Annotated in this window: 15 protein-coding genes; 10 read left to right on the top strand and 5 right to left on the bottom strand. The window is 36.0% G+C overall.

From position 1 onward, the window contains the following. Positions 1–4 precede the first annotated feature (4 nt). Positions 5–1,312 carry a phosphopyruvate hydratase gene (gene eno, locus AAHI99_RS01725; RefSeq protein WP_342227965.1) on the bottom strand — a complete coding sequence of 436 codons (1,308 nt, stop codon included), beginning with the start codon at positions 1,310–1,312 and terminating at the stop codon, positions 5–7. Between the two features lie 10 nt (positions 1,313–1,322). Further along, on the bottom strand, positions 1,323–2,156 hold the full coding sequence (gene kdsA, locus AAHI99_RS01720; RefSeq protein ID WP_342227964.1) for a 3-deoxy-8-phosphooctulonate synthase: 834 nt from the start codon (positions 2,154–2,156) through the stop codon (positions 1,323–1,325). Between the two features lie 192 nt (positions 2,157–2,348). On the opposite strand from kdsA, the gene AAHI99_RS01715 reads away from it, so the two are divergent. Further along, positions 2,349–3,488 (top strand): hypothetical protein, encoded by a 1,140-nt coding sequence (locus tag AAHI99_RS01715; RefSeq protein WP_342227963.1) that lies wholly within the window; start codon positions 2,349–2,351, stop codon positions 3,486–3,488. On the opposite strand, the gene AAHI99_RS01710 is transcribed toward AAHI99_RS01715, so the two are convergent. From AAHI99_RS01710 to ccmA, 3 genes are read right to left on the bottom strand one after another with little or no spacing between them, the layout of a single operon-like run. Continuing rightward, positions 3,475–4,215: a heme ABC transporter permease gene (locus AAHI99_RS01710; RefSeq protein ID WP_342227962.1), complete on the bottom strand. Its 741-nt coding sequence runs from the start codon at positions 4,213–4,215 to the stop codon at positions 3,475–3,477. The genes AAHI99_RS01715 and AAHI99_RS01710 overlap by 14 nt on opposite strands. Before the next feature lie 50 nt (positions 4,216–4,265). Continuing rightward, positions 4,266–4,949, bottom strand: a complete 684-nt coding sequence (locus AAHI99_RS01705; RefSeq protein WP_342227961.1) for a heme exporter protein CcmB — start codon at positions 4,947–4,949, stop codon at positions 4,266–4,268. Continuing rightward, positions 4,943–5,671, bottom strand: coding sequence for a cytochrome c biogenesis heme-transporting ATPase CcmA (gene ccmA / locus AAHI99_RS01700; RefSeq protein WP_342227960.1), 729 nt, complete (start codon positions 5,669–5,671; stop codon positions 4,943–4,945). Before ccmA ends, AAHI99_RS01705 begins: the two co-directional genes overlap by 7 nt. A gap of 45 nt (positions 5,672–5,716) precedes the next feature. On the opposite strand from ccmA, the gene sohB reads away from it, so the two are divergent. The 9 genes from sohB (at position 5,717) to AAHI99_RS01655 (ending at position 16,334) form a co-directional block, all read left to right on the top strand. Then, a complete protein-coding gene (sohB, locus tag AAHI99_RS01695; RefSeq protein ID WP_342227959.1) occupies positions 5,717–6,712 on the top strand; it encodes a protease SohB in 996 nt (331 codons plus the stop codon). Positions 6,713–6,959: 247 nt separating this feature from the next. Further along, the gene (lnt, locus tag AAHI99_RS01690) at positions 6,960–8,474 is read left to right on the top strand and encodes an apolipoprotein N-acyltransferase (RefSeq protein ID WP_342227958.1); all 1,515 of its coding nucleotides are present in this window, start codon (positions 6,960–6,962) and stop codon (positions 8,472–8,474) included. Positions 8,475–8,770: 296 nt separating this feature from the next. Continuing rightward, positions 8,771–11,269, top strand: coding sequence for a leucine--tRNA ligase (gene leuS / locus AAHI99_RS01685; protein WP_342227957.1), 2,499 nt, complete (start codon positions 8,771–8,773; stop codon positions 11,267–11,269). A gap of 1 nt (position 11,270) precedes the next feature. Continuing rightward, a complete protein-coding gene (lptE, locus tag AAHI99_RS01680) occupies positions 11,271–11,801 on the top strand; it encodes an LPS assembly lipoprotein LptE (RefSeq protein WP_342227956.1) in 531 nt (176 codons plus the stop codon). A gap of 10 nt (positions 11,802–11,811) precedes the next feature. Beyond that, positions 11,812–12,876: a DNA polymerase III subunit delta gene (holA, locus tag AAHI99_RS01675; RefSeq protein WP_342227955.1), complete on the top strand. Its 1,065-nt coding sequence runs from the start codon at positions 11,812–11,814 to the stop codon at positions 12,874–12,876. A 69-nt stretch (positions 12,877–12,945) separates the two neighbouring features. After that, positions 12,946–13,572, top strand: a complete 627-nt coding sequence (gene nadD / locus AAHI99_RS01670) for a nicotinate-nucleotide adenylyltransferase (protein WP_342227954.1) — start codon at positions 12,946–12,948, stop codon at positions 13,570–13,572. Further along, entirely contained in the window at positions 13,569–13,904 is a 336-nt protein-coding gene (gene rsfS / locus AAHI99_RS01665; protein ID WP_342227953.1) for a ribosome silencing factor, read from the top strand. The genes nadD and rsfS overlap by 4 nt, the downstream gene beginning before the upstream one ends. Before the next feature lie 6 nt (positions 13,905–13,910). Continuing rightward, the gene (rlmH, locus tag AAHI99_RS01660; RefSeq protein ID WP_342227952.1) at positions 13,911–14,381 is read left to right on the top strand and encodes a 23S rRNA (pseudouridine(1915)-N(3))-methyltransferase RlmH; all 471 of its coding nucleotides are present in this window, start codon (positions 13,911–13,913) and stop codon (positions 14,379–14,381) included. Positions 14,382–14,729: 348 nt separating this feature from the next. Beyond that, positions 14,730–16,334 carry a serine/threonine-protein kinase gene (locus AAHI99_RS01655; RefSeq protein ID WP_342227951.1) on the top strand — a complete coding sequence of 535 codons (1,605 nt, stop codon included), beginning with the start codon at positions 14,730–14,732 and terminating at the stop codon, positions 16,332–16,334. Positions 16,335–16,344 lie beyond the last annotated feature (10 nt).

Genomic DNA, 16,344 nt, shown 5'->3' with positions numbered 1-16,344 from the left:
CGAATTAATCATTTAAAAAACGTGAAAAAACAGACTTACCCGCATAACTTACCTTATTTTCTCTTGCTAGCTCTGCTTCAATCCGTAACAAACGATTGTATTTTGCAGTACGATCCGTACGACAGACAGAACCGGTTTTTATCTGACCAACCCCAGTACCCACGGATAAATCGGCTATACTAGTATCTTCGGTCTCACCTGAACGATGAGAAATAATCGCTGCGTAGTGAGCTTGTTTTGCTAAGGAAATTACTTCTAAGGTTTCACTGACTGTGCCAATCTGATTCAATTTAATAAGAATCGCATTAGCTAAATTTTTATCTATTCCCTGCTGGAATAAAACGGGATTAGTCACAAATAAATCATCTCCGACCAGTTGTATTTCTTTACCCAATCGTTTTGTTAGTTGCATCCAACCTTGTTCATCTGATTCGGCCATACCATCTTCAATGCTAATAATAGGATATTGTTGGACTAAATGCTCTAAATAGTTAATCCATTGCTCGGCATTTAATTCTTTATTTTCTACACAATATTTACCTTGATGATAAAATTCATTACTTGCGGCATCTAAACCTAGATAAATGTCCTTACCTGGTTTATATCCGGCTCGTTCAACTGCCACTAAAATACTTTCAATAGCCTCTTGGTGCGATTGAAAATTAGGTGCAAAACCTCCTTCATCGCCTACATTAGTATTGAAACCTTGCTTTTTTAAATAGGATTTTAAACAATGAAAAGTCTCAACGCCCCAACGTAAGGCTTCACTAAACGTAGGTGCGCCTAGAGGTAAGATCATAAATTCTTGGATGGCTAATGGATTATCCGCATGCACACCACCATTAATGATATTCATCTGCGGTACTGGCATTAGATATTGCTTATCTCCTTGACCCATAAGCTCAGCAATATGCACATATAATGCTTGTCCTTTCGCTAAAGCCGCCGCTTTCAATAAACTTAAGGAAACTCCTAAAATAGCATTCGCACCTAATTTTTCTTTATTATCTGTTCCATCCAATTCTTTCATTAAATGGTCTAATGCGTTTTGATCGGCAATATCTTTTCCAATTAAGTTTTTTCGGATTGGCCCTAGAATATTTTGGATAGCTAATAAAACACCTTTACCTTGATAACGATCCCGCCTTTTCGTATCCCTTAATTCTATTGCTTCTTTTGAACCCGTCGATGCACCGGATGGAACACTCGCATCTGCTTTTAAACCTGAATCTAAGATAACTTCAACAGCAATAGTGGGGTTAGCTCTTGAATCTAAAATTTCATACGCATTAATCTCAGCAATTTTTGGCATACGTTCTTACCTATAGCGTTGTTTCTATTAAGTTGGTTTTTTTTACCGTTTTATCTATCTCTTGCAAGCTTGCTAACAGTTCAGCTATTTTTTCTAATGGCCAAGAATTTGGCCCATCGCTTAATGCTTGTTCTGGATTAGGATGGGTTTCCATAAAAAGACCCGCAATACCTGCCGCTACCGCTGCACGTGCCAATACGGGGATAAACTCTCGTTGTCCTCCCGACGATCCACCTTGACCACCTGGCAATTGTACGGAGTGTGTCGCATCAAATACCACTGGACATTGAGTTGCGCGCAGGATAGCCAATGAACGCATATCAGAAACCAGATTATTATATCCAAACGTCACGCCACGTTCACAGACCATGATCTTTTTATTCCCTACTTGATATGCTTTCTCAACGACGTATTGCATGTCCCACGGAGATAGAAACTGACCTTTCTTAATGTTAACCGGTAGACCTTGTTGGGCAACTTTTTGGATAAAATTAGTCTGTCGGCATAAAAATGCGGGCGTTTGTAAAATATCCACCACACTCGCCACCTCATTCAAAGGTGTATCTTCATGAACATCAGTGACTATCGCAACACCCAATTCCTTTTTAACTTTGGCTAAAATGCGCAGGCCTTCTTCTAAGCCCAAACCGCGAAAACTCTTAGCAGAAGAACGATTTGCTTTGTCGAAGGAAGATTTGTAAATAAAAGGTATATTCAATTTATTGGTGATTTCTTTCAGACGCCCAGCAGTATCCATGGCCAGTTGTTCGCTTTCCACAACACAAGGCCCCGCCATAACAAATAAAGGTTTATCGATACCGACTTCAAAATTTAGCAATTTCATAATTATAAACACAAAATTAAAGAGTCATAGTCTACTCTGAAACTCAACTAAGTCCTACCCCTTAACACTACTCAGAGCCTTTAAAATCAGTCAAATAGTAAAATTTAATACTTCTATTTTATTAAGAAAAAATATTTTTAAAAAAATTTAATTTGGTGTTAATATAGAGAAAAATAATAAGGCGGTATGAGAATGTACTTCGAAAATTCTAAAATTTTATTCTCAAATAAAGAAAAAGCACCTAATCTTTTTAAAAAAAGATTACCTTATGATTTGATTAAAAAATCCAAAAAAAGCTTGTGGCAAAAAGTAACAAAAAAGCGGCGCCAACAACTTAAACTTAGCAATAGTTTAGAGATTAATAACCATTTATTTTTAAACCAACAATTACCTTTAGCAGAATCTCAACTAAAGGATAATTTGTTGGCTTTTCTCCCTGAATACCATGCAGAAAATGTTATTCATAAACTCTACGAACGTTTTATACAAAACAATAAAATTAATGAACATGCTTATTTTCATTTTTATAATAGAATATCAGCAAAGGTCGATGTTTTAAAAATTATTGATGCCGATCAGGGAAAAAATATTGCACTAAATCCAGATATGGTCTCAAAGGTCGTTTCTGCATTGACATATTCTGTAGGGCTGGTTTCTTCGGTTATATTTGATGTTATTGGTGCAGTCATTCGACATGGAATAGGCGAAATAAGTGATATGAGAAAAATTACAAAAGCTAAAAATAAACTGAATCATTGGATAACTGATCTGAATTTCATAAAATTGCTCAGCATCGTACTGACAAAAATCCATGAACCAGATTTCGATCATCAAGAAAAAATTGATTATTTTTTAGATGAACAATTTTTAATATTTTGGACTTTGTTTAAAAAACAAGCCAAAATTGATACTGAAATACCCGATCTAAACGATTTTTGGTCTACTTGTTTAGTAGAATATGTCAAAGAGTTAAAATGTCCTCTATTAAAAGATAATTTCGAACGCTGCTTAAATGAAATGTTTAAATTACTCCAACTTCCATTTCCAAAATCTTTACCGACGTTAACTGAAATAAACCAACCAAATCTTTCTAAAGGCTTCAAAACAGACAGCCAAGAAAGTATATTTTTAGCTCAATTAATACTACAAGTTATCATTAGTGGTTATATAACACTACAGGAGTTTAATCACAAAGTTAAAATACAACAGAATTCTTCAACTTGCGCATCAAAATTTTGGCGCAATGAAAACAATAATTTTAGAGGTGATTATAATCGACCCACTCCTACCATTAGCCAAGGATTCTCGTCACGATTAATTACAAGCTATTAGCTTGATTGAACTTGATGTAGTGTTCTAATATTTCACAACGGATATGTAATAATAAAACAATAAAATAAAAGCTTATGAATGCTGCTATCATCGATAATAAAGGATAAAGCATACCCGGCTCGATTAATGAAGGGCTAAAAAAATGTAGTGTCGCCCCTTGATGCAAAGTATTCCACCAATACACTGAATAGTGAATAATGGGTATGTTCGCTAAACCCAAGGTAATCAATATCGCCGTAGCTTGGGCCCCCATATGCCGCTCAGGAATTGCAGAACGTAAAGCAATTACACCAAGATATAAAAATAATAAAATAAGCTCTGAAGTTAAGCGCGCGTCCCAAACCCACCAAGCTCCCCACATCGGTTTAGCCCAAACGCTTCCTGTTAATAACGCTAAAAAAGTAAACCATGCTCCTAAAAAAACACTACCCGAAACGATTAATTCGGCTAATTTAATACGTAAAATTAAACCTATAATTGAGAAAAATGCCATAATAAAATAAACAAACAATGATAAAAAAGCACTGGGCACATGCACATAGATAATGCGAAAAGCATCTCCTTGCTGATAATCCGCAGGGGCTAAATATAAGCCTCCTACTGCACCATAAATACCGAATACTAATAAAGATAAAGTAAAAATGGGAACTAAATAGTTCGACAACATATAAAAATGATGTACTGCGATATATCGATAAATTTTGTTTCTTTTTTTTAGTCGAGTCATTTTTTATTTCCTTTGAACCATACACAGACAAAAATTAAGTATCAGAAGTATTACGCAAAAGCTATGCCTAAACGCAGTATTTTATTAATAACTAACGGGGCTAAACTCATACTCAGAATCATTAACACGCCTAACCAAGCTAATGGTCCATTGGCAGGCAATCCCAAACTCGCTAGCGCAACCGCACTGCTCGCAAAAATGAGCACTGGAATGTAAAATGGGGTGATTATCAATATTATCAATAATCCACTCTGTGGAAGTCCTAAGGTTAAAGCACGCGCAATACCACCTAGAAATATTAAGGTTGGCGTACCTAATAAAATAGTGAGATATAAAGTTTTTAAAGCTATAAAAGGAATAAACAAACTTAGACTCAGAATCGGCGTCACGATAAACAAAGACACACAAATTACTAAGCAAAATACTAATAACTTGACAAATAAAACTAGGCAAAGCTCATTAGGAAGTAAAATAAGCTGTTCTAAATCTCCCTCTTTCCAATCACTTCGAAAAAGCTGATCTAACATTAATAATACTAGAAATAACACCACCACCCAATAAATTCCGGCAGATATTTTTTTTAATAAAATAGGATCGGCGCTTATGCTTAAAGGAAATAAAATGATCGCTAAAATTAAAAATAATAAGGGATAAATCAATTCTTGATAATAACGAAAAACAGCTAATAACTCACAACGCAAATTAGTTAAAAACTTTAAAAAAAAATTTAACATGACTTTGTGTCTAAAAAAATTTTTTTTATTTCCAAAGAGAAAGAATACATCGCTTGATGACTGGAAAAAACAATGGCGCCTCCTCTAGCACTTTGTTTTTCCATTAAAGATGATAAAAATGCAATACCGGCACTATCGAGAGAAGTAAACGGCTCATCCAAAATCCAACAATCTGCTTTGATCAATAATAATTTTGCTAAACTCAAACGTCGTTGTTGTCCTGCAGAAAGATGTGTTAATAAAGTATCTGCACAATCTTTTAAATCTAATTGGTCTAATATCTGATGAATAGTATGGATTGCTTTACGTTTGGATTGCTTATGGATTAAATTTCGTCTGGCCAAGCATAAATAAAGATTTTCGGTCGGACTCAGTGCAGATTTCATACCTAAACGGTGATTAACGTAAAGTAAATTATCGGTAAAATTTATGTTATTTTTATCAATTGCAATGCCATTCCACATGACTTTTCCGCGTAGAGGAGTACGTAAGCCGGTTAGTATCTGTAATAATGTGGTTTTCCCTGAACCATTTGCACCAACAATATGTAATATTTGCTTTGGAAAAAGTTGAAACGTTAGTTGTTTGAACAGAACTCTGTTATTACGTGCATAAGAAAGTTCCTCTACAGTTAACACACTCTTCATTCCTTGATAAAATAATGGGGTTAGCTTTTTCAATTGCCTATTTAACAAAGTACTGTTATATACAAAACAGGACATAGGCTATATTATTCCTTTTTCAAACGAGTTAAAAGGCCAATAACCATGTCATTTCTTCTTCAATATGTTGTTTTTCTAGCGAAGCTATTTACATTGGTACTTGCTATTTTAATAGTAACCGCCGGAGTTTTCTCTATTACTCGCAAAGCTAAAGAACAAAACAAAAATAAACTATGTGTTAACAAACTTAATAAAAAGTATCAAGAATTCGCTCAAACTTTGAATTCAGAAATTTTAGATAAGAAACAATTAAAAAAATATGCTAAAGAACAAAAAATTAAATTAAAGAAATCTGCTAAATTATTGAAAAAACGAGTGTTTGTTTTAAATTTTCAGGGTGACATCAAAGCTACTGCGGTTAATAATCTACGCGAAGAAATCACCGCTCTCATCCAAGTGGCAACACCCCAAGATGAAGTGATACTACGCTTAGAAAGTGGCGGTGGCATGGTTGCTCCGTATGGATTAGCTGCTTCACAATTACAACGTTTAAAAGATAAACGTATCCCTTTGACGGTTACTATCGATAAAATTGCCGCAAGCGGTGGATATTTAATGGCCTGCGTCGCGGATAAAATCTTAGCAGCACCGTTTGCAATTATTGGCTCAATCGGTGTCGTAGCACAACTACCGAACTTTCATCGTTTTTTAAAAAAAAGAGATATTGATTTCGAATTACTAACCGCAGGAGAATATAAACGTACACTGACCATTTTTGGGGAGAACACTGTTAAAGCACGAGAAAAAACTCAAGATGATCTGGAAGAAATCCATCATCTTTTTAAAGCCTTTATCCAAGCTAATCGAAAACAAGTCGATATGGCAGTAGTCGCTACGGGAGCTCATTGGCTTGCGAAAGATGCAGTTACACTCAATTTAGTCGATGAACTAATAACCAGTGATGATTATTTAAGTGTACTAGCAGCTAGCGATAAAGCTGAAATTTATGAATGTCAGTATCTGACTAAAAAATCAGTGACCGAAAAATTAAGTAGTAATGTACAATCTGCTCTCGGCAAATTAATGTGGTTTAAAAACTAACTTTTTATCCCTAAAATTTGCGTGTTCCCTGTAGCAATTTTATCTATGCTAAAGATGGAATCTTTGAAATCGCGTTTCGCTAGATTTCTTACATAACCATGTGACGGGCTTGAGTTCCGAGGCAAACGATAGTCGAGGACCGGGAGTTTACTTAAGTAAATGAGGACCGTAGACTAGTGTTTAACGGTGAAATCAAGTCTAGCACGCAGGTTGTACAAGTGGTTTACTCTTTTTCCTATGCAATTTTATGACCTACTATAAAGAAATAAGCGCACTTATCGCCGGTGGTTTACTCGCCTTTGCTTTTGCTCCGATGTGCATTTATCCTTTAGCTATCTTCTCCCCCGCTGTATTATTATTACTATGGCTAAATAGCTCAGCTAAACGCGCTTTTATTTTAGGATTACTTTTTGGCATAGGCTTTTATGGTATCGGCGTCTCATGGGTATTTATTAGTATTCACGAATTTGGTCATACTTCTCTTTTTCTAGCTTCGTTAATTACCGCACTATTTATTTTTATATTAGCCTTATTTACAGCCATTCAAGGTTTTCTGCTCAATCGTTTTTTTCCTAGTAATACATTCATCAAACTCTACTTAATCTTTCCTAGTTCATGGGCGTTAGCCGAATGGGTACGTAGTTGGATATTTACTGGTTTTCCTTGGTTATTATTAGGCACTAGCCAAGTAAATACGCCGCTTAGTGGTTATGCTCCAATTTTGGGAATAGTCGGCCTGACTTTTCTAGTCGCTTTATCGGCAAGTTTATTTCTTTCGTTATTCTGTCCTTTTTTAAACAAACGTTTTAATTGTCAGTTCAATCTAAAAAACTTTTACTATTCAGGACGCTTACTGACACTTATAGGGATATGGACCATTGGTTACATCTTAAGTTTCATCCCTTGGACGCATATACAAGGAAAACCAATCCAAATCAGTCTGATTCAAGCGAATATCCCCCAAGAAATAAAATGGGAACCTGAATACCAAAAAGCATCATTAATACACTATCAACAATTAACGCAATCGCATTGGGATAGTCGACTGATTATTTGGCCAGAAGCAGCCATTCCTCTGTTACAAAATCAAGCAGTAGACTTTTTAAAACAGCTTGACAAGCAAGCCAAACAGCATAAAACCACATTGATTACAGGAATACCTATCCAAAAAGGCTTTCAATATTATAATGGCATGCTAGCTTTAGGCTTGGATCACGCGACCTATTATAAACAAAGACTGGTTATTTTTGGTGAATATCTCCCTTGGTGGATAATCTGGGCACACGGCTTATTAAATTTATTAGATATTCCAATGTCTAGTTTTTCACCCGGACCAAGTCACCAACCCGCATTTAGCGTAGCCAATGTTAATTTAGGTACCTTTATTTGCTATGAAATTGCTTATTCCAATTTAGTCCGACAAGCATTGAAAGACCATGCTCAGTTACTATTAACTATTAACGATGATGCTTGGTTCGGTCATTCTTTTGCCTTAGCTCAACATCTACAAATTGGCCAATTTCAAGCGTTAGCCACCGGACGTTACTTAGCTTTTTTAAGTAATACCGGCCTAACGGCTTTCGTATCTCCTAAAGGAAAAATTATAGCGAAACTTCCCGCTTTCGAGACGGGTGTATTAACAAGTTCAATTTATAAAACTGGCGGTTTAACCCCATGGGTATATCTCGGCGATGGTTCCATTATTATCTTTTTAGTGGGATTATGTATCTTATGTTACGCTTATCGAAAAACTCACATTTAGATGTTTATGCTTCAGTTAACTCAGGCTATTATAGATTAGTGTTTTATCCAGGCAGTTATCACAATAAAAATTGGACTTGTTATATAATTAGCAAATAGTTGAACAGTTTTTAATCTATCCGAATTAACAGTACTTTAAAAATGAAGCCTATACTCACAGCAATTGGATTTTTGGCAAGGTGCCGTGAAAATAAAGCAACTGAGTGTATTATTCATACATGAAGATTGCGAGTTGCGCGGCAACGCAAACAAAAATTCAAGTGCGAAGAGTATAACTAAAACAAGGTATCTAGCCACATGCAAGAACAATATCAACCCTTAGCGCTTGAAGCTGACATCCAAAAATTTTGGGAAGAGCACCAATGTTTCAAGGTCACTGAAGATCTCAATAAAGAAAAATTTTATTGCCTCTCTATGTTTCCCTACCCTAGCGGGCATTTACATGTAGGCCATGTCCGAAATTATGTATTGGGCGATGTGATTGCCCGTTACCAGCGTATGTTAGGTAAAAATGTTTTGCATCCCATCGGTTGGGATGCTTTTGGTTTACCGGCTGAAAATGCTGCCATTGAAAAAGGAGTACCTCCTGCTAAATGGACTTATGCCAACATTGAACATATGCGCAAGCAATTCAAACAACTCGGCTTAAGCTTTGATTGGAGCCGAGAAATTACTACCTGTAAACCTGATTATTATCGTTGGGAACAATGGCTGTTTATTCAATTACTTAAAAATGGTCTAGTCTATAAAAAAAGTGCCGTAGTCAATTGGGATCCTATGGATAAAACCGTGTTAGCCAATGAACAGGTTATTGATGGCCGTGGCTGGCGTTCTGGTGCACTTGTAGAACGTAAAGAAATTCCGCAGTGGTTTTTAAAGATTACCGCTTTCGCAGATGAATTATTAAATGACTTAGATACTTTAGAAGCATGGCCAGATGAAGTCAAAACTATGCAACGCAATTGGATAGGTCGATCCCAAGGTTTAACTATTCAATTTAAAGTCAATAATCCTGAATTAGACACTATTGAAATCTTTACTACACGTCCCGACACCCTATTTGGTGCTACTTTTATCGCGGTTTCACCCAATCATCCTATAGCACGTTATATAGCTAAACACGATCCCAAGCTGCAAGCTATCATTACCAGTTTTCAACAGATCCCCACATCTGAAGAGGCGACTGCACATTTAGAAAAGAAGGGCTTCACGACTCAGCTTACTGCCTATAATCCTCTGACTCACGAAAACTTACCGATATGGATTGCTAATTTTGTGAAAACTGATTACGGTTCCGGAGCGATCATGGGCGTCCCTGCACACGATGAGCGCGATTTTGAATTTGCAAAGAAATATCATTTACCTATACGTCCTGTCATATTATCCACTCAGACACATGATTTTCAATCAGCCCCTCTTATTTCGGATACAGGCACATTAATTAATTCGGGTCCCTATACAGGTTTAAGTGCTGAACTTGCGTCGGTAACTATTGCAAAAAAGTTAATACAAGAAAAGATAGCCGTGCATACAACTAATTATCGACTTCGTGATTGGGGTGTTTCTCGTCAGCGCTATTGGGGAACACCTATTCCAATTATTTATTGCACTACTTGCGGCGTTGTTCCTGTCCCTGAAGAAGATTTACCCGTGGTACTTCCCGAAACGATACAGTTTACTGGGGTAGGCTCACCTTTAAAAAATATGCCTGAGTTTTATCAAACCGATTGTCCTATTTGTAAACAACCCGCTACAAGAGAAACAGATACTTTAGATACGTTTGTAGAGTCTTCTTGGTATTACGCACGCTTTGCCTGCCCTACACAGAACAGAGCCATGTTAGATGATAGAGCAAAATATTGGACACCCGTTGATCATTATATTGGGGGTATTGAACATGCGGTATTGCACTTACTCTATGCACGTTTTTTTCATAAAATATTACGTGATTTAGGTCTACTGAATTCTAATGAACCCTTTACACGCTTGTTGACACAAGGCATGGTCCTTAAAGACGGTGCAAAAATGTCTAAATCTAAAGGCAACACCGTCGATCCTGCTAAACTGATGTCACAATATGGAGCAGATACCTTACGATTATTTATTCTGTTCGCCGCCCCTCCTGAACAATCCTTAGAGTGGTCTGACGCGGGAGTTGAAGGTGCTTATCGCTTTTTAAAACGTTTATGGACGTTAGCCTATAACAATCCTTGGATAATAGAGCTCAATGAAACTCATAAACATAGCCTCACACAGTCCATCGATTGGACAAAAATTCCTCATGCGCATCGTAATTTACGCCGTCAAGTACATGAAATTTTGCAACTTGCGCGCAATGATTTTGAAAGGCAGCAGTTTAATACGGTTATTGCCAGTTGCATGAAGCTTTTGAATACACTGCAAACAGCCAACCAATTATTAAGCTCATCTACTGATGATGAATTACACACGATTAAACATATCATATGGCAAGGTTTAAGCATTCTATTGCGCTTATTAGCCCCCATCGTTCCTCATATAACCCATGCTTTGTGGAAAGAACTGAAATTTCCCGGATTAATTGGTAAAGCACATTGGCCGAAAGTGGCGGCCGATGCGTTAACCGTCGAAAAAATTGATTGGGTGGTACAAGTGAATGGTAAATTACGTGCACAATTATCACTTGATATACACTATAATGATGAAACACTTAAAGCGATTATTCTCAATGACCCTCAGATCAAACGCTATACTGAAAATCAAACGATTAAAAAAATTATTATAGTCCCCAAAAAATTAGTTAATATTGTTATTTAATATGACAGCTCGTTACCCATTATTATTTATTCTCTTTTTTAGCTTCATACTAACTGCTTGTGGCTTTCAATTAAGAGGTCACTGTGAATTTTCATTACCTTTTCATACACTTTCTTTGGAATCTAATCAGCCTTATAGTAATTTCACCAAAGAATTACAAAACGCGTTAGCAACAGCGGGAGTTCATACCTTACTTGCAACTCCGGCATCTCCACGACTACAAATTCTTACACAAAACTTTACTCGTACGGCTACCAGCTTAGGAAATGCTGGACAAACAACCACCTATTTACTTGTTTACAGTATTTTATTTCAGCTCATAGATTGTAAAGGTCGTGTTTTATTAGCACCACAGCAAATTCAAGCCACACGAACTTTTTCGATTACATCCAATCAACTCGCTGGTGATCTCAATACGGAAAATGATTTACAAGAAAATATGCAACAGGATGTTATTCAACAACTTTTAATTCGCTTATATTCCCCAGAGTTACGCCAGCAACTTCGCTGCAGTACTTGCCCTCAGCAGTAATCTATATATTATGCAATGTCGTTATGAACAATTACCTCAACAATTAAATAATCCTGCTTTAGCGCCAATTTATTTGATTTCCGGTGAAGAAATAGTATTAATTCAAGCAGCCTGTAATGCCATTCGCCTAGCGGCAAAAAAAGCAGGTTTTACCGATCGACAAGTATTTTATAGCGACACACATTTTAATGCTTCCTCGCTGATTGGCTGTATGAATAATTATGGATTATTTGCAGACAAACAACTGCTAGAATTACATCTATCGCAAGGTTTATCTGAAACCATAACACAAACGCTTACACTGTATGCTAAAAACCCACCTCGCAACAAACTTTTGCTTATTATAGCGGGGAAACTGGACGGTCGCCTACAGCAAACTGCTTGGTTTAAAAGTATTGATAAAGTAGGTTTAGTCATTCCGATATGGCCTTTGCAAGCCCCACAATTATTTAGGTGGGTAACAGAACGTTTTCACGTCATGGGTTTAAAAGTAGAAAAAGCAGCTATTGAATGTCTTATTTTTGCCACCGAAGGAAATTTATTAGCGACTGCACAAACCATAGAGAAACTCAGCTTATACCTTGACGCAAAAAATAACGTCGTTACGATTGACATGTTGACGCAAGCACTCAGCGACAACACCCGATTTGATCCTTTCAAACTGATCGATGCTGCATTAGCAGGAAACTCTGAACGTTGTTTGCGCATCTTAGCGCGTCTTAAAGAAGAAAATGTAGAACCCTTATTAATTTTATGGGCACTCAGTCGCGAATGCCGATTATTAGCTTCTTTTGCATTTAAACTTAATCAAGGCCAAAATTTAACAACGCTTTTTAAAGAGCAACATGTATGGGAAAAGCGTAAACTATTACTTCAACAAGCCTTAAAACGTCATACGCTTATACATTGGTATCGATTACTAAGTCTTGCGAGCCACATTGACCATCTAATAAAAGGGGTAGGTACCGGTCACGTTTGGAATGCTTTACAAACGCTTAGCCTCGAAATTGCGGAGCCCAACTCTACTCATTGCAATTGGGTTTTTGACAAGTGCCGCGTCCATGCGGCAAGCTAAGGTATATAAAATCATGAGGATTGGGAGTTGCGCGGCAACACAGTCAAAAATTCAAGTGCGAAGAACATTATGATAGGGATCCTTGGAGGTAGTTTTGATCCCATACATTATGGGCATTTAAATATTGCACTCGATTTATATCAACAACTCCATTTAAGTGAAGTCCGTTTCATTCCTTGTAAGAATCCTGTTAGTGACAAAAAAGTAGTGGCCACTGCCCAACAACGGCTTACTATGCTGCAACTGGCTTTGCAACCCTACCCGTATTTTTCCATTGACATGCAAGAATTAGATAGAGCCACTCCTTCGTATATGATAGAAACCTTAGCTTCGTTACGTCTTGAATTGGGTAATACGCCTTTGGGACTTATTTTAGGATATGATAATTTAGCTTGCTTAGATCACTGGCATCAATGGGCGTCTCTAATCAATTTCGCACATTTACTTATTGTACCTAGACCTGGTCATATGCAATCTTACTCTAAGGAAATCCATGCTTTTGTTGAAAGACATCAAATTAAGGACCCTTCCTTGTTATCACAACAACCTGCTGGATTTTTATTCATGACTCATGTAGAAGCTTTACCCATCTCGGCGACTTACATACGCAAAACTATTGCGAGTGGGAATTCGCCTATTGGAGCATTACCCCCTACCGTCCTTGATTATATTTTGGAACAAAAGTTATATTTATGACACAAGCTAATTTAAATAAAGATCTACAAACTGACCTAATAGGCTTATTGGAAGATCACAAAGCAAAAAATATTACTGTCCTGGACGTCAGTAAAATCACCGACATTACCGATCTAATGATCATTTGCACAGGAAATTCTAACCGCCATGTTAAAACTCTGGCACAATATTTAATCTCAGCTGCCAAAGCTAAAGGCATGACTATCTATGGTATTGAAGGTGAGAAAGAAGGCGAATGGGTATTGATCGATTTAGTTGATGCAATTATCCATATCATGTTACCTCAAGAGCGAGAATTTTATAATCTTGAAAAATTATGGAGCCACCCCTAAGAAAAAATGATCATTAATTTAATTGCTGTAGGCACCCGTTGCAGTAAGTGGGCTGAAACCGGTTTTCAAGATTATCAAAAACGTTTACCTGCAGAATGCAAACTCAATTTAATTACCATACCACTTAGTAAGCGTAATAAAAATTCTGAAATTTCTAAACATATTGCCGAAGAAGAAAAAAAAATTTTAGCCGCCATTCCAAAGCGATCCCGCATCATTGCTTTAGATGTACAAGGACAAATGTGGAATACGCAACAACTTGCGCAATCTTTACAACGATGGCAGTTAGAGAGGCAAGATGTCAGTTTATTAATTGGCGGTCCTGACGGTTTAGGTGCCGCCTGTACAAAAATTGCTGAACGTATTTGGTCACTTTCGCCATTAACGCTTCCCCACGCACTAGTTCGAATTATCGTGGCAGAACAACTGTATCGCGCTTGGAGCTTATTGAGTAATCATCCTTACCACCGAGAATGATTTTACTTTCCATCAAAAAGGCATAGTCTATTTTTTTTAGATAAAACCAATCTAAAGCTTTTTGATTCTGCACTAAACAATTTTTTAAATTCGTTAATTTCATTTATATAATTAAATTTTCTTATATAAAAATTAAATTAATCTTTATATTGAAAAACATAAATAACTCTTTTTTTCAAAATTTTATAATCATAATTAGAGGTTTTGAACATGCATTAGAAAATATTAAAAAAATATTTTTTTAATTAAAGCTTAAGGATCGTCAGATAAAATAAATAAATATATAAGAATTTAAATAACTAATTTTTCATACTATCTAAGTTTATTTTTTATTTTTTAGGAGACATTATGAATTCAGAAGAAGTCGAGTTAAGAAAAAAGACTCTTAAGCTTGAGCTTAACAAGGCCAAAAAGTACTACAGCGGAGGTGGTACTCCCGATTTGGTATCTAAATTAAGTTTAGATCCAAAACAATTTAAAATAGAAAGCAAGGGAATGCCCATACACGGGACACAAGCCAAGGTTGATTACGCAAGAATAAGAACGAAAAGTCAAAATACAATAGATATTGTCAGAAAAAAAGAAAAAGATCCAGAAAGTTCCTCATTAAATAATGAAGTTAAAAAGAGTCAGAGTATTAAAAAGCATGCAGATTATGAGAAAATAAAAACTCATCTTTCCTTACCCTTTCATTCCGAATGTAGAAATTCAGGGATGGAAGCCTATTCAAGACTTAAAAAAAATGGCGATTTAGAAAGTCATAGCAATTTTATTCAAAATAATTCTTCTTCTGATGCAGGCATCAATTATATTTTTCATCAAACAAGAAACATCGTTAAAACATTAAATTTTTTACACAATGGAGATTTTTTAGATGATAAAGAAAAAAAACACAAAGGTATTATTCATGGCGATATAAAGCCTGATAATATTCTCATAGATAAGAACGGTAATCTTTCATTATCAGATTTTGGCTGTGCGCGATATGTTGATGAACCCATTGAACAACCTGGCCTAGTGACTTATCTTTCACCCGAATTACTTAAAATATATGCAGGTAAGATACCCAGCAGCAGCAATCCAAGTAAATCTGATATTTGGTCATTAGGATTGACTTTACAATCCACACTAACGGGAAAATGCCCTATAGAATCTTATTCTCAAACAGCAATAGACTCTATGAATTCTATGTCTAAAGATACTAATGGTTATATTATAAGGGAAATTAAACCGACGCCTGTAGATCAGGAAGTTTATACTGAGGAGCTAGCAGACTTGGAAAAATTAAGCAATCCAGGGATAGAACAAGAGCCTCTTCAAGTTCAGCAAATTAGAATAAAAGTGGATAAATATCTACAATCTGAGACTTGCAAAAAAAACCTTGAAAGTAAAAAAATTATCGAAGACCTGTGTAAAAATTCATCTCATGATAAAATACATAAGAGTGTCGTTCTTGGTCATTTAACATCAAGCATGTTATTACCTGAAGAACAACGTCCTACAGCTGAAAACTTAAGTGAAACAATGAATAAGCTAGCGGATTATTTTCCTTATGACCCAAAAAATAATGTTGAATTTGTAAAAAAAATGATAGGAGAGAAAAATATTCCATCTTTGATTTGTCAGAATGAAAATAAACACTCACAAACACAAGAAAATCTTATATTATCTTCTAAGCGAGAAGCATATAAAGAATTACTAGACCAAGCTAGTGGAAATGGAACAATAAATAAAGTAAAAACAATAAAAATAGAGAATAAACAACCGACACAAACACAGATAACTCCTAAACTATCTTCTAATCGACTAGCACATAAAGCACTACTAGACCAATCACAAGGGGCAACATCTGTATCGAGTTTTTTATACTCACATACTAGACAAAAAAACAAAACAGAAAAAAATACATCCGAAATGAATAAGCAAAATCCAATAATGACAATAAAAAAATAATACTAAGCAA

The organism is Rickettsiella endosymbiont of Rhagonycha lignosa (assembly GCF_964031165.1).
GTDB lineage: Bacteria > Pseudomonadota > Gammaproteobacteria > Diplorickettsiales > Diplorickettsiaceae > Aquirickettsiella.
This window is presented reverse-complemented; position numbering and strand designations above follow the sequence as displayed.

Bases quoted from the DNA above. Each gene is read 5' to 3' on its own strand.
- holA (WP_342227955.1), top strand. From the start codon at position 11,812: ATGCAATGTCGTTATGAACAATTACCTCAACAATTAAATAATCCTGCT.
- ccmA (WP_342227960.1), bottom strand. From the start codon at position 5,671: ATGTCCTGTTTTGTATATAACAGTACTTTGTTAAATAGGCAATTGAAA.
- nadD (WP_342227954.1), top strand. From the start codon at position 12,946: ATGATAGGGATCCTTGGAGGTAGTTTTGATCCCATACATTATGGGCAT.
- AAHI99_RS01715 (WP_342227963.1), top strand. From the start codon at position 2,349: ATGTACTTCGAAAATTCTAAAATTTTATTCTCAAATAAAGAAAAAGCA.
- kdsA (WP_342227964.1), bottom strand. From the start codon at position 2,156: ATGAAATTGCTAAATTTTGAAGTCGGTATCGATAAACCTTTATTTGTT.
- AAHI99_RS01710 (WP_342227962.1), bottom strand. From the start codon at position 4,215: ATGACTCGACTAAAAAAAAGAAACAAAATTTATCGATATATCGCAGTA.
- eno (WP_342227965.1), bottom strand. From the start codon at position 1,312: ATGCCAAAAATTGCTGAGATTAATGCGTATGAAATTTTAGATTCAAGA.
- sohB (WP_342227959.1), top strand. From the start codon at position 5,717: ATGTCATTTCTTCTTCAATATGTTGTTTTTCTAGCGAAGCTATTTACA.
- lptE (WP_342227956.1), top strand. From the start codon at position 11,271: ATGACAGCTCGTTACCCATTATTATTTATTCTCTTTTTTAGCTTCATA.
- rlmH (WP_342227952.1), top strand. From the start codon at position 13,911: ATGATCATTAATTTAATTGCTGTAGGCACCCGTTGCAGTAAGTGGGCT.
- lnt (WP_342227958.1), top strand. From the start codon at position 6,960: ATGACCTACTATAAAGAAATAAGCGCACTTATCGCCGGTGGTTTACTC.
- AAHI99_RS01705 (WP_342227961.1), bottom strand. From the start codon at position 4,949: ATGTTAAATTTTTTTTTAAAGTTTTTAACTAATTTGCGTTGTGAGTTA.
- leuS (WP_342227957.1), top strand. From the start codon at position 8,771: ATGCAAGAACAATATCAACCCTTAGCGCTTGAAGCTGACATCCAAAAA.
- AAHI99_RS01655 (WP_342227951.1), top strand. From the start codon at position 14,730: ATGAATTCAGAAGAAGTCGAGTTAAGAAAAAAGACTCTTAAGCTTGAG.
- rsfS (WP_342227953.1), top strand. From the start codon at position 13,569: ATGACACAAGCTAATTTAAATAAAGATCTACAAACTGACCTAATAGGC.